Here is a 25,885-nt window from a genome sequence, read left to right on the forward strand (position 1 = left end):
TCAAGTAAGAAATTATCTTTCATGAACTTATTATTAATATTTTTATTCTCAGATCAAGGGGTAAAATAGATAAGGTGAGCAGGGTAGGATTATATGATGAAATTATTACAAGTGAAAATTATAATAAAAATACATTGATGTTATGGCTATTAAGTGAAAATAACTTAAGATTATTAATACAGTTATGAACAATTTCAAGATTAAATTAAAAAAGAGAATGGATAATGGAAAAGTCAATAATTAAAACTGAAATTCCTGGACCAAAATCAAAAATTGCTTTACAAAAACAGGCTCAATGGGAGTCCGATGCAATATCTTATCCGAAAAGATTACCAATAGCTTTAGACAGAGCGTGTGGTTCTTACGTGCAAGATGTTGATGGTAACGTATTTATCGATTTTTTATTGGGAGCAGGGTCGTTACCATTGGGGCATTCACACCCAGAGTTAGTTGATGAGGTATGTAAACAGGCGAAAAAACTAAGTCTTGGTTTAGACTTTCCTACACCAATAAAAGAAACATTTACTGAAGCTCATTTTAGTATGTTACCTGAAAAGCTGCGGGATTCTTACAAACTACATTTTTGTGGGCCTACAGGAGCTGATGCAGTGGAAGCTGCGATTAAATTAGCTAAAGTGTCAACAGGTCATCAGGAAATTATCAGTTTTAGAGGCGGATACCATGGATGTACTACAGGAGCTTTAGCAGTCACTGGCAATCGTCAAATGAAGAAAGATTTTTTGGGCTTGATGCCGGGAGTGCATTTTTTCCCGTTTGGCTCAGAATCACATTCTCAAACCAGTTGGGTGATGAATTCACAGCAACTTGATGCTGGCATGTTTCTGGAATCTGCATTAAGGGATGCAAACTCAGGTCTTGGAAATATTGCTGCGATTATTCTTGAATTGGTACAAGGAGAAGGTGGTCTTTATGTTGCCGAAAAATCTTTTGTATCTAAAATTTATCAGTTATCGAGAGAATTCAATATTCCTCTAATTATTGATGAAATTCAAACAGGTTGTGGCAGAACCGGAACTTGGTATGCATTCGAACAGTATGATATAGAGCCTGATATTTTTGTTACATCAAAAGGAACCAGTGGAATAGGGCTTCCTTCATCATTAATGTTTTATAAAAAAACATATAAAAATTGGCTGTCAGGAAATCACATAGGTACATTTAGAGGAAATCAGCTTGCTTTTAGTGCGGGAGTAAAAGCTATTCAAATAATTAAGCAAGAAAACGTTCTGGATAATGTAAAAATGATGTCTTCAATAATCATTGAAAAATTGAATGCATTGAAAATTAAATTTTCATTCCTTGGTGAAATTCGTGGTAAAGGCCTTATGTTAGGGGTGGAAATATTAGATCCTGAACGTGAAGAAGCTGATGAAAAAGGTGCTAAAGAAATACAGAAACTGGCATTACAACGTGGACTTATTACCGAGCTTGGTGGCCGTAATGATACTGTGCTTCGGTTATTACCTCCATTAAATATTGATATAAAAACCATAAACGAAGCATTTCAGATCCTTGAAGAAGTCTTTATTTGTTACAATAATATGATTCACAAAGAAGAATAATGTTAATCCGGTGTCTGTTACGCGGTATGATGAAAATAGATATTTAGACACCGGGCCAATATTACACAGTCACTACGAGAAATGGTGTTAATCACATCGTTATCTATACTCTTGGGGGTTTGCTCCCTTGCCGTCGCTTTGCATCTTGAAATCCATAGGGTATAAATGGTTAATGTTATCTTTCGATTAAAAAGGTTTGACTGTGAAATCTAACTTTTGGAGGAAGGTTTACCTTGTTGTATTTAGTAGTCTATTGATTTTATCACTTACAAGCTGTGTACAAAGTAGTTTTATACAAAATAGATTTATGAAAAATAGTTTCATACAAAATAAGTGTTATTTGTTTAAAAACCAGGAGACACTGATGGCACATCGTGTGAAGCAAATATCAGGTAGTGAACAAATCTATCGTTGTCATACTAACACCTCCCATTCTGTGCCAGAAATATCTCAGGCCTCTGCACATTGGGTTGATAGGCAGACGTTATTATGGTCAGGGGGTGAAAGTAAATTTGTTGTTCGCCTATACCATAATCAAAGTAATAAGGTAGAGGTTAATGATCAGGGCTATTTTACTGATAATTATCTGACACTCACACCAACCATTTTAAGTCAGGAAACCGCAAAAAAATTCCCTCATTTGGCAAAGTGGCCAGCTTTCCGCTTGCCTGAAAATGTGGATATTGATCGACTGCTGACTGGAGATTTGGTGATTTTGTCGGCCAATGAGCAAGGTTTATTCCTATCAGCAACTCAAGTACAAACGGCGGGGGTACTGGACGATTGTTTCGCCGATGTGGCTGATAAATTGGAATATGGGGCCAGGATCAATAATAAAGGTGTGATTTTCAGGTTGTGGGCACCTACGGCACAAAAGGTAAATTTGGTTATCTATGATCAAAATAAACAGGTTATCGCTAATCACGTAATGCAACGTGATACAGCCAGTGGTTCTTGGTCATGGCAAGGTGACAAGAAATTGATCGGTGCTTATTACCGCTATGCCTTACAGGTTTACCACCCGCAATCTCGCAATGTAGAACGCTACGAAGTTACCGATCCCTATTCTTATAGCTTGTCTACTAATTCGGAATATAGTCAGGTCGTCAATTTGAATGATGAGGCGTTAAAGCCTCACAACTGGGATAACCTGTTGGCACCGCATTCACAAAATACTCCAGCGGATATTGCACGTATGACCATTTATGAAGCGCATATCCGTGATCTTTCCGTTTCAGACAGTACGATGCCCGCAGCCTGGCGCGGTAAATATCTGGCACTGACTGACAATAACAGCGATATGTTCAAGCATCTTAAGGCGTTGAGTCAGGCGGGAATGACTCATATGGAATTGTTGCCTGTGTTTGATATTGCTTCCATCAATGAATTTAGCCATCAGGTGGCTGATCTTGATCATCCTTTTAGCCGTTTGTGTCAAATTAATCCCATAGTGAAGAACAGTCGTTTTGCGGAGTTTTGCCACAGTTCATTAACTGTGCGGGAGGTTTTGCAGCAGTTGCAGCGTGATGACAATATTAGTAATCCGCAAGTGCAAGAATTGAATACAATGGTGGCAAAAACGGATTCCTATAACTGGGGTTACGATCCGTTTCACTATTCAGTACCAGAAGGCTCTTATGCTACTGAGCCAGAAGGTTCTGTTCGTATAAAAGAGTTTCGTGCCATGGTGCAAGCCATCAAGCAGCAATTGGGTATGAATGTGATCATGGATGTTGCTTACAACCATACCAATGCAGCAGGCCCGATATCCAGAACATCGGTGTTGGATAAGATTGTACCTTGGTATTATCACCGTCTGGATGAAATAACAGGCAAGGTTGAAAATAATACCTGTTGTTCTGATACTGCGCCGGAGCATCGCATGTTTGCCAAATTGATCGAAGATTCACTGGTGACATGGGTTAAAGATTATAAAATAGATGCGTTTCGGTTCGATTTAATGGGTTATCACCCCAAAGCACAAATTATATCGGCGTTAGAAAAAGTACGGGCTATTAACCCATCGATCTACTTTTTCGGCGAAGGTTGGAATTCTGGGCAGGATGATCGATTCGAAATAGCATCTCAAATCAATCTTAAAGGAACTGGCATTGGTACTTTCTCTGACAGGTTGCGTGATGCGGTGCGTGGCGGTGGGCCATTTGATGTTGCCGACAGTATTCGCAGTAATCAGGGGGTCGGTAATGGTGCTGAAATATTGCCTAATGAAATTTCCAGGTTAGATGCCGATAACGTTCGTCATTTATGGGATCTGGTACGGCTTGGTATGGCTGGTAATCTGGCTGATTTTGTCATGATCGATAAAGACGGAGCAGTGAAAACAGGTAGCGAAATTGATTATAAGGGCACTATTGCGGGTTATGCATCAGCTCCGCTTGAAGTACTGAATTATGTATCTAAACACGATAATCAAACATTGTGGGACATTATTAGCTATAAAGCTGCCTATGAAGCGGATTTGATGACACGGGTTCGTATGCAGGCGATCTCCCTTGCTACAGTATTCCTTGGGCAAGGTCTGGCTTTCGATCAACATGGGTCGGAATTGTTGCGTTCAAAATCCTTTACCCGTGATTCTTACAATGCTGGCGACTGGTTTAATCGTGTTAGTTATGATTATAAGGACAATAATTATGATGTGGGGCTGCCATCACAGAGTGATGATGGTAAGAATTACCCACTGATTAATCGTGTGAAAAATCAGGTGAAAAAACCAGGCCAAAATGAATTATTACAGATGATGGCGTTTTATCAGGAGTTATTGCAGCTACGTCAGTTTTCACCATTGATGGCGCTTGGTAATGGCGCTGCTGTCAGGCAACGTGTCGATTTTGTTAATGTTGGCCCTCATCAGCAAATGGGTTTAATGGTCATGACGATTGATGATGGCAATATGACTCCACGTGATCTTGACTGGCGGTTTGATGGACTGGTTATCGTTATTAACGCTGCATCTTGGTCTGTGACTGTTAGAGATCTTAATGTCAACGGATTGAAGTTAAATGATATTCAACGTGAATTGGACAAGACATCTTTGGCCGCAGGGATACGGATCACTGAGGATGGCGAAGTAACAATGCCTGCATGGTCGGCAGCCGTACTGGTTTTACCGCAAGAAGGAATGCGTGGAACAGGTTTACCTGTTCGTAGAAAATAACGAAACCGGGCAAGCTGTTTTGAGTCTCTTGAGCGAATATTTTACCTGATGCTGTAAAATCCCGTTATTCACGGTGGGAAGATGTTAATAACTAGTTAGAATTCTGGATAAGAAATTGACTTAATTCATGGCAGGTATGTATTTTCATAAATCTTCATAAGCTACACAGTAAATTAACCGTGTAGCTTGTGGATCTTTATTTAGTTTGAATCAGTATGCGGGTAGCTTCTGCCAGTACATCACGACGGGCTTTAGCGTTTTTATCGTCAGGTTGGGTGAAATAAGTGACCAATACTAATGGCGCTCTGTTTTCCGTCGGCCAGATCACGGCAATATCATTGGTTGAACCGTAGTCACAGAGACCAGTTTTATCTCCCACAACCCAATCTTTTGGTACTCCGGCACGAATACTGGCATCACCAGTCGTATTTCCTTTCAGCCATTCTGCCAGTTGCACACGTTGATTGGTTGCTAACACATTACCTAAAGTCAACTTGTATAAACTTTCCGCCATGGCTTGAGGTGTGGATGTATCACGTTCATCACCCGGTTTGACTAAGTTCAATTCAGGTTCTTTGCGATCTAACCGGAATTTATTGTCGCCGATAGTACGGGCAAATTTTGTCAAACCACGTGGGCCATCTAATTGGTCAAGTAGCAAGTTCATAGCTGTATTATCACTATATTGCAAAGTTGCTGCGCTCAACTCTGCTAATGTCATACCGCTTGCAATATGTTTTTCAGTAATCGGACTATATTCAACAATATCGGACTGTTTGTAGTTGATACGCTGGTTCAGTAAGTTTTCATCTTTTTCGCTTTTTTTCAAAAGTGCAGAGGCTACCATAAATTTACTGGTGCTACACAACGGAAAACGCTCGTTTGCCCGATAGCCAATGGTTAAATTGTCTGCTGTATTGATTAAGAACACACCAAGATGTCCATTAGCACTTTTTTCTAAGGCGATAAATTGATTAATAATCTGTTCTTGTTGATCCGTATTAGCCTGAGTAATGGATGCCTGGGAAGGTGAAGTCATTAAGACACCAAATAAAGGCAAAATCGTTGCGCAAATGCGCGTGAATTTTAATGTAAGAAGTTTCATATGAAAATTTGAATAATTGTTTAATATTTGTTGTAAAACTGCCGCTTATAATAGCAGCAGTGTGTTTATTGTTCTGGAAGCCCCGTTTTATTGGGCATCTCCTGTTACGTTTAACTAACCAGATTAACTAACAGGGCGTGCCACAATATTACGGGTTTCCATTCTGACTTCTTCAATACGCACATTGATGATGTCATTCAGGCGGTGGACTGTTTCGCCTTTAATTAATACGGAACCTGTTTCCTGACTGCATTGAAGCTCATCACGAACAGTATGCAGGAATGGGCCTGGGACAAAAGCAACTGCGCCATTGTCAACCAGACGAACGCGCAGGCCACCACGAGTGATATCAATAATTTCAGCAGAAAAAGTTTTATCAGTACCAGCGTGAGGGGTAAGGAAACGGGCATAGAGCCAATCACCTACATCACGTTCAGCCATACGGTTTGCCCGCCGGCGCTCAGATAATTGCAAGCAAATTTCTTCGGCTGGCTTTTCTGCTTCTGTTTGTTGAATAATCGCTTTCAGTAAGCGATGGTTGATAATATCACTGTACTTACGGATAGGAGATGTCCAGGTTGCGTACGCATCAAAACCGAGTCCAAAATGCGGGCCGGGTTCCGTTTTAATTTCGGCAAAAGTCTGGAAACGGCGGATACGGCTATCAAGGAATTGTGTCGGTTGTTTATCCAGTTCACGACGCAATTCGCAAAACCCTTCTAATCCCAACAGAGCTTCCTGGCAGGTTTCAATATTGTGTTCCTTAAGTACTTCAACGACTTGCTCAATTTGTGCTGGTTCAAATCCAGTATGAACGTTATAAATACCGAAACCTAATTTATCGCGCAGGATTTTTGCCGCACATAAGTTAGCCGCGATCATTGCTTCTTCAACAATACGATTTGCGGAACGGCGCTGCTCGATAACGATGTCTGTCACATTCCCCCCTTTATCAAGAATAAACCGATAATCTGGTCTTTCCTTGAACACAAGGGCGTGCTGTTGACGCCAGTTGTTACGGCGTTCGCACATTTCTTTCAGCAGAGTGATTTGCTTGGCAACAGCTTCAGAACTCGGTTTCCAACCTTCCTGACCTTCCAGCCAGTCAGAAACTTCGTCATAAACTAATTTGAACTTCGATTCGACCCAGGCTGTGAAAAATTGAATATCATCACCTAGTTGCCCATCTTCCAGAATCGAGATCTGACAAACCAGAGCAGGGCGGCGGGCATTTGGACGCAGAGAACATAGATCATCAGAAAGTTCGCGGGGCAGCATAGGAATATTGAAACCCGGCAGATAGTTGGTGAAACTACGCTGGTAAGCGATTTTATCCAGTTCACTGTCAGCTTTGATATAAGCGGTTGGATCAGCGATGGCGATGGAGAGCTTCAAACTTCCGTCATCATTTTGGGCGATGTGTAGTGCATCGTCCATATCTTGAGTCGTTGCACTGTCAATGGTCACAAAATCGAGAGAGGTCAGATCAACACGTTCAAAAGAATTATCATCCAATTGGCAATCTGTTATGGCTGGTGCTTCACGTTCCAGATTATGACGTGTCAGGGTAACCCACCAAGGAGCGAAGTGGTCATCACCACGGGTGATATAGCCTGTTACCTCTGCATGGAATCCACGATCACCTTTCAATGGATGACGCTTCATTTCAGCGACAGCCCAATCACCATTTTCAAAATTATGGGTAACCGTATTGGCCGGCCGGCAAGGGATAGCGTCTTTTAACAATGGGTGATCAGGAACAATCCATAGACGGTTATCGTTTTCTTTTTTCTGGATCCTTCCTACAAAACGGGTCAGGAATGGTTCAATCAGCGTTTCTGGTTCAGCGATCTCTTTTTCTTTGTCGGTGTGAATAGCGGCTGTGATGCGGTCACCGTGCATCACTTTCTTCATATGAGGTGGTGGAATAAAGTAACTTTTTTGACCATCGACTTCCAGAAAGCCGAAGCCTTTTTCAGTTCCTTTGACTAAACCTTCTACACGCAAGGTTTGAGCGTGAAGTTGCTGTTTTAGCTGAGCAAGCAGCGGATTGTTTTGAAACATAATAATCAGGAGAGTTATGGAGTTATTATCGGTAATTTTGGGTAACAGTTTTACGCGAATCGAGGTTATGGAGCAAGTAACATCTTATCAAAACACGAAAAACTGTTAGTAAAGACTAATAATTGTGCTGTTTATGTTTGGCTAGCTGGAAAAGATCTTGACAAGTCTATATACACCATGTGGCATCGGTGATGAAAAGCGTGATTTCTGTCCTGAATCAAGATTATTTTTCTTCAACCTATACTATATATACCCATTTAACTTGAAGATGCTGGTTTTAAATAAATTATGCCCGTAAAATCTGACTGTTTTTGTTACCCTTATCATTGAAGATAATATCTTATAGCTACGCAAAAAATGGCCGTTTATTTTAAATCCTCACTTATATTTTGGTGGAGAATTTCTTGAAAATTTTTCCTGATTTTTTTGTTACAGGTGGCTATTATCAATGCAACTGTGTTCATCATTTTTTTAATGTCACTCTCCAAGAAAAAGCAAATAAACTTTTTTCTGGTAATGAAATTTGCATCTTCAAGTTAAGTGGGTATATATTATTGCACGATTGAGAGTAATAATATTTTTATTGATTGTATATATTTTAATACCCAAGAATGAAAACTAATTAAATAATTCTATTTATTATAAGTAAAATAATTTTAAACCTGTATCTTGAAGTAGGGAAATAAAATGGCTCCAATGATTATAAAATAAATTAGGGTTTAAGTATTTTTAATCTGAGATTCTATTGCTATTTATGAGGATAGTAAATGGAGTTAATAAAAATAGAATGTCCTATTCCAATTTATCTGACTAATTATTATTTCATAACGTTAATATTATCACTATTCATCGGGCTATTGTATTTAAAGCCTGATAAAAAGTACTGTTTAAATATCTTGATCCATGTTTTATGCATGAGTTGTATTGCTCTCCAGTCAAATGAAAAAAGTAAGAAAAAATATTTTTGATGATCCCACAGATTGATCATTCTCAAACAACTAACAGATTCGTTGAGGTAATAAATGAAAGATAACATTGCTACAGTGGTAAATAGTTTTAACTGTGAAGCGTTTTCTGAAATAAATACCCTTCAATCACTCACACCCAGTGAACTATTTTGGTATCAGCGTATTACCGCGTTGCAACCCCTCCAGTTACCTTTCGACATTCCCCATAAGATTGCTGAACCCCGTTGGGCAATCAGCCGTTGGCAGTCCCCGTCTCCCCAAAGTGGTCAAGAAGAGCCATGGCGAATAGTGTTGCAGGCATTTGTTATCTATCTTGCGCGTCTGACTCAGCAGCCGACATACCAAATCGGCTGGGGGGTGGCATTAAACGATAACCGGGCAAATCTGGCCTCAGTGGTGCCCATGGACATTGCAGTGGCATTGGATCAGCCGTGGTGTGGGGTAGCTGACACGGTTGATGATGAACTTGCCCGACTAGCGCAACACCAGACATTCAGTTATGACCGCCTTTCTCATTTACCTTCATTGTACGCCATCCCTGAATTAAGCACTCACTATCCGTGGTCGATAGCGGTTTCTGTGATACAGGATGACAGACAGTGTGATCAAAAAGCATCGGGTGAATTGCTGACACTTCAGATAAATGAGCAGGGCGGTTTCCGTTGGATCTATGATGAAAATCGCCTGAGTGCGGAAGTGATTGCGCGCATGGATGACCACTTACAGGCATTGTTGATATCAAAAGAAAGAAGTGATGACATCCCCATCGGGCAGCTTAATTTGTTGCAGGAGGCGGAACGGACATTGCTATTGGAAACCTGGAACCTGACTGAAACCCTTTATCCTGAAGTCTTGTGTATTCATCAGTGGTTTGAGCAACAGGTTCAAAAGACCCCACAGGCTACGGCTCTGGAGTATCAGGGGCAAACACTGAGTTATACCGAATTAAACGCCCGCGCTAACCGACTGGCCCATCAATTGATTGAGCAGGGAATTGAACCAGAACAACGGGTCGTCATTTGTGTGGCCCGCTCACCGGCCATGGTGGTGTCCCTCTTGGCGGTACTGAAAGCGGGTGGTGCTTATGTACCGCTGGATATCACCTACCCGGCAGAGCGTCTGGCGTATGTCCTCAACGACAGTGCCCCATCCGTAATATTGGCGGATGACACCGGACAGTCCATATTAGGTGATGAAGTACTGGCCGAGTTGACCGTTCTTGACCCGACGATGCAGCCTGATCAACCGGACAGTAATCCACAGGTTCCAACGTTAACGCCACAGCATCTGGCCTATGTGATTTACACCTCCGGCTCGACCGGCACGCCAAAAGGGGTGATGGTAGAGCATCAGGCGATCTATCAACGTACGCTGGGCGTCAATGAACGGTATGGCGTGACGGCGCAGGATCGGGTATTGCAGTTTGCGGCGTTTGCCTTTGATGTCGCGGTTGAGGAGTGTTTCTCCTCATTATGTTATGGCGCCACGCTGGTGATCCGCGATAATAGCTGGCTGGATTCAATGACAGAATTTATCGCCTTAGCCCGGGAAAACCGTATCACGGTGATGTTGCTGCCCACGTTATTCTGGTCTGAGCTGGCCGCCAGAGAGCCGGGATTAGCACTACCTGACTCGCTCAGACTGATCATTATTGGCAGCGAGGCCGTGCAGAAAAAAGCCCTTCAGGACTGGTTTGCCCAAGTGGGACACCGCCCCCGGTTATTAAATGCTTATGGCCCGACGGAAAATACAGTCACCGCCACCTGTCAAGAAGTCTTCTCCCCCGACGATGATCGTTCCATCGGCCGACCACTCAAAAATACCCGCATTTACTTATTGGACAGTAACGGACAACCTGTACCGCTAGGCTGTGCAGGGGAAATCTATATTGGTGGGGTGGGGGTAGCGCGGGGGTATCTGAACCAGCCAATTTTAAGTGAAGAACGTTTTATCCCCGACCCCTTTAGCTCCGTATCAGGTGCCCGAATGTATCGTACTGGGGATGTGGCCCGTTACCTGCCGGACGGTAACCTGGAGTTTCTGGGCCGTAATGACCAGCAGGTAAAAATCCGCGGCTTCCGTGTCGAATTGGGGGAAATTGAAACCCGCTTGCTGGAGCATCCAGCAGTGAATCAGGCAGCAGTGCTGGCACGGGATGACGGGCAAAGTAGGCGGTTAGTGGCTTATATCGTGACAGAAACTGTGATGGCGGAAGAGAATGACGAGTGGGTAAACAGCTTGCGTACTCATTTGAGTGCTCTTTTGCCGGATTATATGATGCCGGCAGCCTTTATGCGTCTGGACAGCTTCCCGCAAACTCCTAACGGCAAACTGGATCGCCGGGCATTACCTGCACCGGACGAAGAAGCGTTTGTCCGGCAGGCTTATGAAGCCCCGCAAGGGAGAGAGGAAACGATACTGGCAACAGTCTGGGGTGAGTTATTGGGCATTGAGCCGATCAGCCGCCATGACAGCTTTTTTGCATTGGGTGGTCACTCCCTGCTCGCGATGCGCATGATTGAATACCTGCGTCAGCAGGGGTTGGCGCTGGCGGCGAGTGATTTATTCCGATCGCCCGTGTTATCCGATCTGGCGAAAATGTTGGGACAGCATCAGACCATCGAAATCCCGCCCAATGTGATTACTCCTGTAACACAGCAACTGACCCCAGCGATGTTGCCGTTGGTGGATTTAACCCAGGCAGATATTGACCATATTGTTGAACAAGTGCCGGGTGGGCTAGCGAATATTCAGGATATCTACGCCTTATCGCCATTGCAGGACGGGATTTTGTTCCACCATTTATTGGCTCAGGAAGGCGATCCGTATCTGTTGACCGTCCAGATGATTTTTGCTGATCGGTCTTTATTGGATCGTTATCTGGCAGTGATGCAACGGATAGTCGACCGGCACGATATTTTACGCACCGCCTTTATCTGGCAAGGGATATCGGTTCCGGCGCAGGTGGTCTGCCGTCATGCCTCCTTATCCGTCACAGAGCTGACGCTGGAGCCGGCTAACGGCCCGGTCATTGATCAGTTAAGCCAGCGTTTTGATCCGCGCCATTATCGTCTTGATCTGGATCAGGCTCCGCTCCTGCATTTTGTGGTGGCGCAAGAAACGGATGGCCGCTGGTTCTTACTGGAATTGCACCATCACCTGATTGGTGACCATGAAGCGCTGGAAATGATGCACCGTGAAGTGCAGTTGTACCTGACAGGGCAAGAGGAAAGCCTGCCTGTACCGGTGCCATTCCGCAATCTGGTGGCTCAGTCCTGGTTGGGGATGAGTCAGGAAGCCGATACCGCTTTCTTTACTGAAATGTTAGCCGAGGTGGAAGAGCCGACGCTGCCGTTTGGTTTGACAGAGGTGCATCGTGATGGTTCACAGGTGACGGAATCTCACCAAATGTTAACGCCTGAGCTGAATAATCGCTTGCGCAGTCAGGCCCGGCAGTTGGGAGTCAGTCTGGCGGCTTTGTGTCATCTGGCTTGGGCTCAGGTGTTGTCACGGGTCTGCGGACAGGAAAAAGTGGTATTCGGCACCGTGTTGTTTGGACGCATGACCGGAGGCGAAGGAACAGGGAGTGGGATGGGGCTGTTTATTAATACCTTACCGTTACGGCTGGATATGGATGACATACCGGTACGGGACAGCGTGCAGGCCGCCCATCGCCGGCTGGCGGGATTATTAGCCCATGAACATGCTTCTCTGGCGCTGGCGCAGCAGTGTAGCGGCGTTGACCGTGGTACACCCCTCTTTAGTGCTTTGTTGAATTACCGCCACAATGTCTTATTGGGTATGTCTGGTGAACTGGTCAGTGGGATTGAGTTTGTTGGTGAACAGGAACGAACCAACTACCCCTTTGTACTGTCAGTGGAAGATCTTGGTGACGCGTTGGGGTTGACGGCGCAGGTCGTGCAGCCGTTTGAGCCTGAACGGGTGTGCGGCTATATGCAGCAGGCACTGGAAAGTCTGGCGGACGCGCTGGAACAGGCGCCGGAAACCCCGGTACGGCAGTTGAACATCCTGCCGGAAGCAGAACGTACACTGTTATTAAGCACCTGGAATACAACGGAAACTGCCTACCCTGAGGCCTTGTGTATTCACCAGTGGTTTGAACAGCAGGTGGCGAAAACCCCGCAGGCCACGGCACTGGTCTATGAAAACCAGACCCTCAGTTATGCGGAATTAAATGCCCGGGCTAACCGGCTGGCGTATCAGTTAATGGCTCTGGGCGTTGAACCGGAGCAACGGGTTGCCATTTGTGTGGCACGCTCCCCGGCCATGGTGGTCGGGGTGTTGGCTGTCTTAAAAGCGGGCGGAGCCTATGTACCGCTGGATCCGGCTTATCCGGGAGAGCGTCTGGCTGACAATCTGAGGGATACGGCACCGGCAGTGGTGCTGGCAGACAGTCTCGGCCGGTCAGCATTGGGCGAGCATGTATTGGCAGAACGAAACGTGCTCGACCCGAATACCCCGTTCAACCAGCCGGATAGTAATCCGCAGATACTGGTATTGACTTCACGCCATCTGGCGTACGTGATTTACACCTCCGGTTCGACCGGCACCCCGAAAGGGGTGATGGTTGAACATCGTGGGTTAGTCAACCTGATTCAGGAGAAAATCACGCAATTTGCGATTGGGGCGGAGAGCCGGGTATTGCAGTTTGCTTCATTGAGCTTTGATGCCAGTGTCTGGGAAATGATGATGGCACTGTGCAGCGGTGCCGCGCTGGCTATTCCCGCCGGCCATGTGCGTCAGAACCCGACCGCTTTATGGCATTACCTGGAAGCTCAGGCGATAACACATGCTTGTCTGCCCCCGGCTCTGCTTCATGACCGAGCGGATATACCGGCATTAACGGTCAAACCCACCCTGATATTGGGGGGCGAAGCGCCCAGTACAGCGTTAATCCAGGCGCTGTGTGGCCGGGTCACTCTGTTCAATGCCTATGGCCCGACCGAGATAACGGTGTGTGCCACGGTCTGGCCGTGTCCGTCAGACTATACCGATACCGGGGTGCCTATCGGGCGTCCAACGGCGAATACTCAGATTTATTTGCTGGATGAGTATGGTCAGCCCGTGCCACTGGGGGCTGTGGGTGAGCTGTATATTGGCGGAGTGGGGGTGGCGCGGGGTTACCTGAACCGGCCTGAATTAACGGCTGAACGTTTCCTTGTTGATCCGTTCAGTGATAGCCCGGATGCGCGGATGTACCGGAGCGGGGACTTAGCCCGTTACCGGCCGGACGGTAATCTGGAATTTCTCGGCCGTAATGATCAGCAGGTGAAAATCCGCGGTTTCCGCATTGAACCGGGGGAAATTGAAGCCCGGTTAGCTGAGCACTCAGTGGTGCGTGAATCGGTAGTGTTGGCGCAGGGAGAAGGGCAGGATAGGTGGCTGGTGGCCTATGTGGTAACAGAAACGGTAGAAACAGAAACGAAGGCGGTGGAAGCGGATGAAGGGCTGGCGAACAGCCTGCGTGTCCACCTGAGTGCCCGGTTGCCGGATTATATGGTGCCGGCCGCTTTCGTCCGTCTGGATGCGTTTCCCTTGACGCCGAACGGTAAGCTGGATCGCCGGGCACTGCCGGCACCGGACAATGAGGCCTTTGCCCGGCGAGCCTATGAAGCCCCGCAGGGTGAAACAGAAAACGCGTTGGCAGCGATTTGGCGGGAAGTTTTAGGAATTGAATCGATCAGCCGGCATGATAATTTCTTTGCGCTGGGTGGCCATTCACTGCTGGCGGTACGAGTAATGAATCGGCTAGCGGCGTTGGGGATCGAATTGCCGCTGCCTGTGCTGTTTAGCACGCCTTCTTTGGCGGCTCTGGCTGAGGCAGTGCAGGCCCGGATTGATAAACAAGATAATGTAGTGTCGGCCATTATGCCCGTCTCCCGTGAGGGCATACTGCCATTGTCATTCGCGCAACAGCGTTTGTGGTTCCTGACTCAGTTTGAAGGTGTCAGTGAAACGTATCATATTCCCATTGCGCTACGTTTGCGTGGTCAATTGGATATCGTGGTCTGGCAGCAGGCACTGAATACGTTATTTGCCCGCCATGAAGCGCTGCGCTCGGTCTTTGTTTCCGTTGATGGTCAGCCTCAGATCCGCCTGCTGGCGGCGGACCATGGGTTGTCATGGGTTCAGCATGATCTGCGTAGACACCCGGATGCCGAAGTGGAACTGGAACGACTGTGCGCGGAAGAAATGTCGGCGCCATTTGAGCTCAACCGTGGCCCGCTTATTCGTGCAATGCTTATCCGGCTGGCGGATGACGACTATCAGTTTTTGCTGACCCAACATCATATTGTGTCCGATGGTTGGTCAGTTAATGTGCTGATACAGGAACTAAGCACACTCTATACAGCGTTTCTGGACGGACAGCCGGATCCTTTAGCACCGCTGGCAATTCAATATCCTGATTATGCGGTCTGGCAGCGTCAATGGCTTTCTGCTGATCGTATTCAGGTGCAGTCTGATTATTGGCGTACTATGTTGGCTGACGCCCCTGTTTTGCTGGATCTGCCGACAGACCGGCCACGACCGTCTGAGCAGTCGTTTGCTGGACACGTTTTACCCATCAATTTGGATGCGGAATTAACGAGCGCATTGAAACGCTTGAGTGAGCAGCACGGTGTCACCTTATTTATGACGCTATTGTCCGCCTGGGCGGTGGTCTTATCGCGTTTATCCGGCCAAACGGACATCGTGATTGGCACCCCCAGTGCCGGCCGTAACCGTCAGGAAGTGGAACCGTTGATTGGCTTCTTTGTCAATACGCTGGCGTTACGCATGGGCGTTTCGGGTGAGTTGACGGTAGCGGAATTGCTGGCACAGGTCCGGGAAACTGCGTTAGGGGCACAGGCGCATCAGGATTTACCGTTTGAGCAAGTGGTGGAAATCGTACAACTGACACGTCGGCTGGATCATACGCCCCTGTTTCAGGTCATGTTCTCTTGGGAGAACAATGAACATACCGACTGGACATTGCCGGGGCTGACCGTATCACCGGCTGATCAAGATGTTGAGATTGTCAAATTTGATCTCGAACTGGGGCTGTTTGAAGAGAATGACAAGATTGCCGGTGAGTTAAGTTATGCCACCGCCCTGTTTGATCAAACGACCATGGAACGACACATTGACTATTTGCATACGGTATTGCAAGCCATGGTGGCTAACGCCCAACGGCGGATCGGGGACATTGATATCCTGACACCGGCAGAGCGCCAGTTGTTGCTGGAAACCTGGAACGCCACGGAAACCCCTTATCCTGACGCCTTGTGTATTCATCAGTTATTTGAGCAGCAGGCAGAGAAAAACCCGGAGGCCATGGCACTGGAGTATCAGGGACAAACGCTCAGTTACGCTGAATTAAATGCCAGGGCTAACCGACTGGCTCATCAATTGATTGAGCAGGGAATTGAACCGGATCAACGGGTCGTCATTTGCGTGGCCCGCTCACCGGCCATGGTGGTGTCATTGTTGGCGGTTCTGAAAGCGGGGGGCGCTTATGTGCCGTTGGATATCACCTACCCGCCAGAGCGGCTGGCCTATATCCTGAGTGACAGCGCTCCGTCTGTGGTAGTGGCAGACCGGGCCGGGCAGTCCACATTAAGTGACGAGATGCTGGCCGGGCTGACGGTACTGGACCCGACGATGCCGCTGGATCAGCCGGACAGTAACCCACAGGTTTCAACGTTAACACCCCAGCATCTGGCCTACGTGATTTACACCTCCGGCTCGACCGGCACGCCGAAAGGGGTGATGGTAGAACATCAGGCGATTTATCACCGTACGCTGGGTGTTAATGAACGGTATGGTGTGACGGCGCAGGACCGGGTATTGCAGTTTGCGGCGTTTGCCTTTGATGTTGCCGTCGAGGAGTGTTTCTCGTCACTCTGTAACGGAGCCACGCTGGTTATTCGTGATGATAGCTGGCTGGCCTCCATGGCAGAATTTATTACCTTAACCGGCGAAAACCGTATCACGGTGCTGTTCCTGCCCACGTTATTCTGGTCTGAACTGGCGGGCAGAGACAAAGGGTTAGCGCTGCCTGACGCGCTCAGACTGATGATTATTGGCAGTGAGGCCGTGCAGAAAAAAGCCCTTCAGGACTGGTTTGCCCAGGGCGGTCACCGTCCCCGGTTATTAAACGCCTACGGTCCGACAGAAAATACCGTCACCGCCACCTGTCAGACCGTTGTCTCCCCTGAGGATGACCGTTCCATCGGCCGGCCGCTCAGCAATACCCGTATTTACCTGCTGGACAGCCACGGTCAACCAGTGCCGTTAGGTGGTGTGGGGGAAATCTATATTGGTGGCGTGGGGGTGGCGCGGGGGTATCTGAACCAGCCGATCTTAAGTGAAGAACGTTTTATTTCCGATCCCTTTAGTCAGGTATCGGATGCCCGGATGTACCGTACCGGGGATATGGCTCGTTATCTGCCGGACGGTAACCTGGAGTTTCTGGGCCGTAATGATCAGCAGGTGAAAATTCGCGGTTTCCGGATTGAACCGGGAGAAATTGAAACCCGCTTGCTGGAATACCCGGCGGTGCAGGAGGCGGTCGTGCTGGCACGGGATGACGGACAGGGTAAACGGCTGGTGGCCTATGTCGTGGCGGAAACTGGGGTAGCAGAAGCAGATAAAACGCTGGTTAACAATCTGCGCACTCACTTGAGTGCAGTTTTACCGGATTATATGGTGCCGGCGGCCTTTGTGCGGCTGGACAGTTTCCCGCAGACCCCAAATGGCAAGCTGGATCGCCGGGCGCTGCCGGCCCCGGACGGCGACGCTTTTGCCCGGCAAACCCATGCAGCCCCGCAGGGGGAAACCGAAATGGTACTGGCGGCGATTTGGCGTGAATTACTGGGCATTGAGTCGGTCAGCCGCCATGATAGCTTCTTTGCGTTGGGCGGTCACTCTCTGCTTGCCGTACGCATGGTTGAACGCCTGCGTCAGCAGGGGGTAGCACTGACGGTACGGGATTTGTTCCGGTCGCCGGTGTTGTCCGATCTGGCGAAAATGTTGGGACAGCATCGAGTTATTGAAGTCCCACCCAATGTTATTACCCCCGCGACACAGCAACTGACCCCGGCGATGTTGCCGCTGGTGGATTTAACCCAGGCAGATATTGACCATATTATTGAACAAGTGCCGGGTGGAGTAGAAAATATTCAGGATATTTACGCTTTATCGCCATTGCAGGACGGTATTTTGTTTCACCATTTATTGGCACAGGAAGGGGATACGTATCTGTTGAGTGGTCAGATGGCGTTTGCTGACCGTGCGTTGCTGGATCGTTATCTGGCAACGATGCAACGGATAGTCGACCGGCACGATATTTTACGTACCGCCTTTGTCTGGCAAGGGATATCGGTGCCGGTACAGGTGGTCTGGCGTCATGCCCCCTTGTCAGTGACCGAGCTGACGCTGGATCCGGCTGATGGCCCGGTCATTGACCAGTTAAGCCGCCGTTTTGATCCGCGTCATTATCGTCTTGACCTGGGTCAGGCGCCGTTACTGCACTTTGTGGTGGCGCAGGAAACCGATGGCCGCTGGTTCTTGCTGGAATTGCACCATCACCTGATTGGCGACCATGAAACGCTGGAAGTGATGCACCGTGAAGTGCAGGCCTGCCTGACAGGGCAAGAGGCAAGCCTGCCTGCGCCGGTGCCGTTCCGTAATCTGGTGGCGCAGGTCCGGTTGGGGGTGAGTCAGGCAGCCCACACCCGTTTCTTTACCGACATGCTGGCGGAAGTGGCGGAGCCGACGCTGCCTTTCGGGCTGGCGGATGTCCATCTTGATGGATCGCAGGAAAGAGAATTTTTCCAGCTACTGACACCGGAACTGAATGACCGTTTGCGCCATCAGGCCCGGCAGCAAGGAGTGAGTCTGGCGGCTTTGTGTCATCTGGCCTGGGCACAGGTGTTGGCGCGCAGCAGTGGACAGGAAAAAGTGGTATTCGGCACCGTGTTGTTTGGGCGCATGACCGGCGGCGAAGGGACAGAGGGGGGAATGGGTTTGTTTATTAATACTCTGCCGTTACGGCTGGATATTGATGACACCCCGGTACAGGACAGCGTACAGGCCGCCCATCATCAGCTGGCAGGATTATTAGTCCATGAGCATGCGTCACTGGCGCTGGCCCAACAGTGTAGCGGGATTGAACGCGGTACGCCGCTCTTTAGCGCCCTGCTCAATTACCGGCACAATAGTCTCTCAGCATCGTCGGATGAACCATTTGAAGGCATTGAATTTTTAGATGGAAAGGAACGCACCAACTACCCCTTTGGGTTGTCGGTGGAAGATTTTGGTAACGCGCTGGGATTGACGGCAAGTGTGGTGCCGCCATTTGAGCCAGAGCGAATATGGGGCTATATGCAGCAGGCACTGGAAAGTCTGGTGGACGCACTGGAGCACACCCCGGCTATGCCAGTGCGGGCATTGGACATTCTGCCGGAAGCAGAGCGTACCTTATTATTAACCACCTGGAACAGGACGGAGACCCCTTATCCTGCGGCGTTGTGTATTCATCAATGGTTTGAACAGCAGGCAGAGAAAACGCCAGAGGCCATAGCGCTGGAATATCAGGGACAAACCCTCAGTTACGTAGAATTAAATGCCCGGGCTAACCGGCTGGCGCATCAGTTGATTGAGTTAGGGGTCGGGCCGGAGCAACGGGTCGCGATTTGTGTGACACGCTCACCGGCCATGGTGATATCACTGTTGGCGGTACTGAAAGCCGGTGGCGCCTATGTGCCACTCGACATAACCTACCCGGCAGAGCGTCTGGCGTATATCCTGAGTGACAGTGCCCCATCGGTAATATTGGCGGATGACCCCGGACAGTCCACATTAAGTGACGAGATGCTGGCCGGGCTGACGGTACTGGACCTGACGGTGCCGCTGGTTCAACCGGACAGTAACCCACAGGTTTCAACGTTAACGCCACAGCATCTGGCGTACGTGATTTACACCTCCGGCTCGACCGGCACGCCGAAAGGGGTGATGGTGGAACATCAGGCGATTTATCAGCGTACTCTGGGGGTGAATGAACGGTATGGCGTGACGGCACAGGATCGGGTATTGCAGTTTGCGGCGTTTGCCTTTGATGTCGCCGTCGAGGAATGTTTCTCGTCACTCTGTAACGGAGCCACGCTGGTGATCCGCGATGATAGCTGGCTGGCTTCTATACCAGAATTTATTGCTTTAGCCCGGGAAAACCGTATCACGGTGCTGCTCCTGCCCACGTTATTCTGGTCTGAACTGGCGGGCAGAGATAAAGGGTTAGCGCTGCCTGACGCGCTCAGACTGATGATTATTGGCAGTGAGGCCGTCCAGAAAAAAGCCCTTCAGGACTGGTTTGCCCAGGCCGGCCACCGTCCCCGGTTATTAAACGCCTATGGCCCGACAGAAAATACCGTTACGGCTACCTGTCAAGAAGTTTTCTCCCCAAACGATGACCGTGTTATCGGTCGGCCACTTAAAAATACCCGCATTTACCTGCTGGACAGCCACGGGCAACCGGTGCCGTTAGGCAGTGTGGGGGAAATCTATATTGGTGGCGTTGGGGTGGCGCGGGGGTATCTGAACCAGCCGATCTTAAGTGAAGAACGTTTTATTTCCGATCCCTTTAGTCAGGTATCGGATGCCCGGATGTACCGTACCGGGGATATGGCTCGTTATCTGCCGGACGGTAACCTGGAGTTTCTGGGCCGTAATGATCAGCAGGTGAAAATTCGTGGTTTCCGGATTGAACCGGGAGAAATTGAAACCCGCTTGCTGGAATACCCGGCGGTGCAGGAGGCGGTCGTGCTGGCACGGGATGACGGACAAGGTAAACGGCTGGTGGCCTATGTCGTGGCGGAAACTGGGGTAGCAGAAGCAGATGAAACGCTGGTTAACAATCTGCGTACCCATCTAAGTGTTGTTTTGCCGGATTATATGGTGCCGGCCGCGTTTGTGCGGCTGGACAGTTTCCCGCAGACCCCGAATGGTAAGCTGGATCGCCGGGCGCTGCCGGCCCCGGACGGAGAAGCCTTTGCCCGGCAGGCGTATGAAGCCCCGCAGGGGGCAACCGAAATGACGCTGGCAGCGATTTGGGGGGAATTACTGGGCATTGAGTCGATCAGCCGCCATGACAGTTTCTTTGCGTTGGGCGGTCACTCCCTGCTTGCCGTGCGCATGATTGAGCGCCTGCGTCAGCAGGGGTTGGCCCTGATGGCACGGGAGTTGTTCCGGTCGCCGGTGTTGTCCGATCTGGCGAAAATGTTGGGGCAGCATCAGACCATCGAAATCCCGCCCAACGTGATTACTCCCGCAACACAGCAACTGACCCCGGCGATGTTACCGCTGGTGGATTTAACCCAGGCAGATATTGACCATATTGTCAGACAGGTGCCGGGGGGGGTAGAAAATATTCAGGATATCTACGCGTTATCGCCGTTGCAGGACGGGATTTTGTTCCACCATTTGCTGGTACGGGAAGGAGATACGTATCTGTTAAGTGGTCAGATGGCGTTTGCTGACCGGTCTTTGCTGGATCGTTATCTGGCGGCAATGCAACGGATAGTCGACCGGCACGATATTTTACGTACTGCCTTTATCTGGCAAGGGATATCAGTGCCAGTGCAGGTTGTCTGGCGTCATGCCTCCTTATCCGTAACAGAGCTGACGCTGGATCCGGCTGACGGCCCAGTCATCGACCAGTTAAGCCGACGTTTTGATCGCAGTCATTATCGTCTTGACCTGGGTCAGGCGCCGTTACTGCACTTTGTGGTGGCACAGGAAACCGATGGCCGCTGGTTCTTACTGGAATTACATCATCATATGATTGGCGACCATGAAACGGTGGAAGTAATGCACCGTGAAGTGCAGGCCTGCCTGACAGGGCAAGAGGCAAGCCTGCCTGCGCCGGTGCCGTTCCGTAATCTGGTGGCGCAGGTCCGGTTGGGAGTGAGTCAGGCAGCCCATACCCGTTTCTTTACTGAAATGTTAGCGGACGTGGCGGAGCCAACCTTGCCATTCGGGCTGGCGGACGTCCATCTTGATGGATCGCAGGAAAGGGAATTTTACCGGCTGCTGACACCGGAACTGAATGACCGTTTGCGCCATCAGGCCCGGCAGCAAGGGGTGAGTCTGGCCGCCTTGTGTCATCTGGCCTGGGCACAAGTGTTGGCGCGCAGCAGTGGACAGGAAAAAGTGGTATTCGGCACCGTACTGTTTGGACGCATGGCTGCGGGAGAAGGGGCAGGCAATGGCATGGGCCTGTTTATTAATACCTTACCGTTGCGGTTAGATATGGATGACACCCCGGTACAGGACAGCGTACAAACCGCTCATCGCCGGCTGGCGGGATTATTAACCCATGAGCATGCGTCACTGGCGCTGGCCCAACAGTGTAGCGGGGTTGAACGTGGCACGCCGCTCTTTAGTGCTCTGTTAAATTATCGGCACAATACGCTCTCAGCGCCGTCGGATGAACCATTGGCAGGCATTGAATTTTTAGACGGAGAGGAAGGAACCAACTACCCCTTTGGGTTGTCGGTGGAAGATTTTGGTGACGCGTTGGGATTGACGGCAAGTGTGGTGCTGCCGTTTGAGCCGGAGCGGATATGCGGCTATATGCAGCAGGCGCTGGAAAGTCTGGTGGACGCACTGGAGCACACCCCGGCTATGCCTGTGCGGGAATTGGACATCCTGCCGCAAGCGGAGCGTACCTTATTATTAACCACCTGGAACACAACGGAGACCCCTTATCCTCCTGCGGCGTTATGTATTCATCAATGGTTTGAACAGCAGGTACAGAACACCCCGGATGCAACAGCGCTGGAATATCAGGGACAAACGCTCAGTTACTCTGAATTAAATGCCTGCGCTAACCGGCTGGCGCATCAGTTGATTGAGTCAGGGGTCGGGCCGGAGCAACGGGTCGCCATTTGCGTGGCCCGCTCACCGGCCATGGTGGTGTCCCTCTTGGCCGTCCTGAAAGCGGGGGGGGCCTATGTGCCACTCGACACAACCTATCCGGCAGAGCGTCTGACTTATATCCTGAGTGACAGTGCCCCATCCGTGGTAGTGGCAGACCGAATCGGGCAGGCCGCACTGAGTAACAAGGTATTGGCCGGGCTGACGGTACTGGACCCGACGATGCCGCCAGATCAACCGGACAGTAACCCACAGGTTTCAACGTTAACACCCCAGCATCTGGCCTATGTGATTTACACCTCCGGCTCGACTGGCACGCCGAAAGGGGTGATGGTGGAACATCAGGCGATTTATCAACGTACGCTAGGGGTGAATGAACGGTATGGCGTGACGGCACAAGATCGAGTATTGCAGTTTGCGGCGTTTGCCTTTGATGTTGCCGTCGAGGAATGTTTCTCGTCACTCTGTAACGGAGCCACGCTGGTGATCCGCGATGATAGCTGGCTGGCGTCCATACCGGAATTTATTACCTTAACCGGCGAAAACCGTATCACGGTGCTGTTCCTGCCCACGTTATTCTGGTCTGAACTGGCGGGCAGAGACAAAGGGTTAGCGCTGCCTGACGCGCTCAGACTGATGATTATTGGCAGTGAGGCCGTGCAGAAAAAAGCCCTTCAGGACTGGTTTGCCCAGGGCGGTCACCGTCCCCGGTTATTAAACGCCTACGGTCCGACAGAAAATACCGTCACCGCCACCTGCCAGACCGTTGTCTCCCCTGAGGATGACCGTTCCATCGGTCGGCCGCTCAGCAATACCCGCATTTATCTGCTGGACAGCCACGGGCAACCGGTGCCGTTAGGCAGTGTGGGGGAAATCTATATTGGTGGCGTGGGGGTGGCACGAGGTTATCTGAACCAACCCATTTTAAGTGAAGAACGTTTTATTCCTGACCCCTTTAGCCCTGTCTTGGGTGCCCGGATGTACCGTACCGGGGATATGGCTCGTTACCTGCCGAACGGTAGTCTGGAATTCTTTGGCCGTAATGACCAGCAGGTGAAAATTCGTGGTTTCCGTATAGAACCGGGGGAAATTGAAACCCGCTTGCTGGAACACCCGGCGGTGCAGGAGGCGGTTGTGTTGGCATTAGATGACGGGCAGGGTAAACGGTTGGTGGCCTATATCGTCGCGGCAGCAGATGAAGCGTTGGTCAACAACCTGCGTACTCACCTGAGTGCAATTTTACCGGATTATATGGTGCCGGCGGCCTTTGTGTGTCTGGACAGCTTCCCACAAACCCCGAATGGTAAACTGGATCGCCGGGCGCTGCCGGCCCCGGACGGAGAAGCCTTTGCCCGGCAGATTTATGAAGCCCCACACGGAGAAATGGAAATCGCATTGGCGGCGATTTGGCGGGAAGTCTTAGGGATTGAACAGATCAGCCGGCATGATAATTTCTTTGCTCTGGGCGGTCATTCATTGCTGGCGATGCAGGTAATGAACCGGATAGCAGTTTTAGGGGGAGAGTTGCCACTGAGTGAACTGTTTAGCTCCCCTTCTTTGGCGGCCCTGGCTGAAAAACTCCATATTCGGTTTGATCAACAAAGCACATTGCCTCCTATCCTGCCTGTCTCCCGTGAGGGGGGACTGCCACTGTCATTCGTTCAAGAGCGCATGTGGCTTCTGACGCAATTTAGGGGTGCCAGTGAACACTATAATATGCCGCTCGTGTTACATTTGCGTGGGCAACTGGATATCGCAGCCTGGCAGCAGGCACTGGATGTGTTATTTGCCCGTCATGAAGCCCTGCGCTCGGTCTTTGTTTCTGTTGACGGTCAGCCTCAGGTCCGCCTGCTGGTGGCAGACCGTGGACTGCCGTTGGTTTATCATGACCTGCGCGGGTGCCCGGATGCCGAAACAGAGTTAAAACGACTGCGTACTGAGGAGGTGTATGAGTCATTCGATCTCAGCCAAGGGCCGCTTGTTCGGACGATGCTTATCCGGCTGGCGGATGACGACTATCAGTTTTTACTGACCCAGCACCATATTATTTCCGATGGCTGGTCAGTGAAGGTACTGATAGATGAACTGAACTCTCTCTATACGGCTTTTCTGTCCGGGCAACCGGATCCTTTACCCGTGCTGGCGATCCAGTACCCTGATTATGCAGCCTGGCAGCGGCAGTGGTTTTCCTCTGAACATATGCAGGCGCAAGTTGACTATTGGCGCACGACGTTGGCTGATGCACCGGCTCTGCTGAATTTGCCGACAGACCGGCCACGCCCGTTGGAGCAGTCGTTTGTCGGGCAGATTTTACCCATCAATTTGGATGTGGAATTAATAACCGCTCTGAAACGCCTGAGTGCGCAGCACAATGTCACGTTATTTATGACATTATTGTCTGCCTGGACGGTGGTCTTATCGCGTTTGTCCGGTCAGGAGGATATTATTGTTGGAACCCACAGTTCTGGCCGTAGTCGTCAGGAAGTGGAGCCATTAATTGGATTCTTCGTGAATACACTGTCGTTACGCACAAGAGTTTCGGGTGAGTTGACGGTAGCGGAGTTGCTGGCACAAGTCCGGCAAACCACGTTAGCGGCACAGGCGCATCAGGATTTGCCGTTTGAACAGATGATGGAAATTGTACAACCGTCACGCCAGCTAGACCATATTCCGTTGTGTCAGGCCGTATTTGCCTGGCAGGATTATGAAGATTCCGACTGGACATTGCCGGGGCTGACAGTGTCATCAATTGCTCATGATTTAAATATTACCAACTATGATCTCGAAATAGAGTTTTTTGAAGAGAATGGCATAGTTGCTGGGGCGGTAAGTTATGCCACCGCCCTGTTTGATCAATCGACCATAGAGCGGCACATTGACTATTTGCTTACTGTGCTGCAAACCATGGTAGATAACCCCCAACAGCGGATCAGGGAAATTGATATTCTGATATCAGCAGAGCAATAGTATTAATTTCACCTTACTATAAAAATCCGGTATCGATTATTTATACCGGATTTTTGAGATGCCTCTTTAATATTGTTGTTTCTCT

Annotated in this window: 5 protein-coding genes; 3 read left to right on the plus strand and 2 right to left on the minus strand. The window is 49.4% G+C overall.

The window, feature by feature from the left end:
* Nucleotides 1-224: 224 nt before the first annotated feature.
* Entirely contained in the window at nucleotides 225-1,583 is a 1,359-nt protein-coding gene (locus HGO23_RS09805) for an aspartate aminotransferase family protein (RefSeq protein WP_209026492.1), read from the plus strand.
* Between the two features lie 364 nt (nucleotides 1,584-1,947).
* Nucleotides 1,948-4,761 (plus strand): pullulanase-type alpha-1,6-glucosidase, encoded by a 2,814-nt coding sequence (pulA, locus tag HGO23_RS09810; RefSeq protein WP_099135263.1) that lies wholly within the window; start codon nucleotides 1,948-1,950, stop codon nucleotides 4,759-4,761.
* Between the two features lie 196 nt (nucleotides 4,762-4,957).
* On the opposite strand, the gene bla is transcribed toward pulA, so the two are convergent.
* Nucleotides 4,958-5,866, minus strand: coding sequence for a class A beta-lactamase (gene bla / locus HGO23_RS09815; protein WP_209026493.1), 909 nt, complete (start codon nucleotides 5,864-5,866; stop codon nucleotides 4,958-4,960).
* 123 nt (nucleotides 5,867-5,989) lie between these two features.
* Nucleotides 5,990-7,930 (minus strand): exoribonuclease II, encoded by a 1,941-nt coding sequence (locus HGO23_RS09820; RefSeq protein WP_209026494.1) that lies wholly within the window; start codon nucleotides 7,928-7,930, stop codon nucleotides 5,990-5,992.
* 1,022 nt (nucleotides 7,931-8,952) lie between these two features.
* On the opposite strand from HGO23_RS09820, the gene HGO23_RS09825 reads away from it, so the two are divergent.
* Nucleotides 8,953-25,800: a non-ribosomal peptide synthetase gene (locus tag HGO23_RS09825; RefSeq protein WP_209026495.1), complete on the plus strand. Its 16,848-nt coding sequence runs from the start codon at nucleotides 8,953-8,955 to the stop codon at nucleotides 25,798-25,800.
* The last annotated feature ends 85 nt before the right edge of the window (nucleotides 25,801-25,885 follow it).

Source organism: Xenorhabdus budapestensis, assembly GCF_017743015.1.
Lineage (GTDB): Bacteria > Pseudomonadota > Gammaproteobacteria > Enterobacterales > Enterobacteriaceae > Xenorhabdus > Xenorhabdus budapestensis.

What these genes read in the sequence shown, in the direction of transcription:
- HGO23_RS09805 (WP_209026492.1), top strand. Translation starts at nt 225, where the DNA reads ATGGAAAAGTCAATAATTAAAACTGAAATTCCTGGACCAAAATCAAAA.
- HGO23_RS09820 (WP_209026494.1), bottom strand. Translation starts at nt 7,930, where the DNA reads ATGTTTCAAAACAATCCGCTGCTTGCTCAGCTAAAACAGCAACTTCAC.
- bla (WP_209026493.1), bottom strand. Translation starts at nt 5,866, where the DNA reads ATGAAACTTCTTACATTAAAATTCACGCGCATTTGCGCAACGATTTTG.
- pulA (WP_099135263.1), top strand. Translation starts at nt 1,948, where the DNA reads ATGGCACATCGTGTGAAGCAAATATCAGGTAGTGAACAAATCTATCGT.
- HGO23_RS09825 (WP_209026495.1), top strand. Translation starts at nt 8,953, where the DNA reads ATGAAAGATAACATTGCTACAGTGGTAAATAGTTTTAACTGTGAAGCG.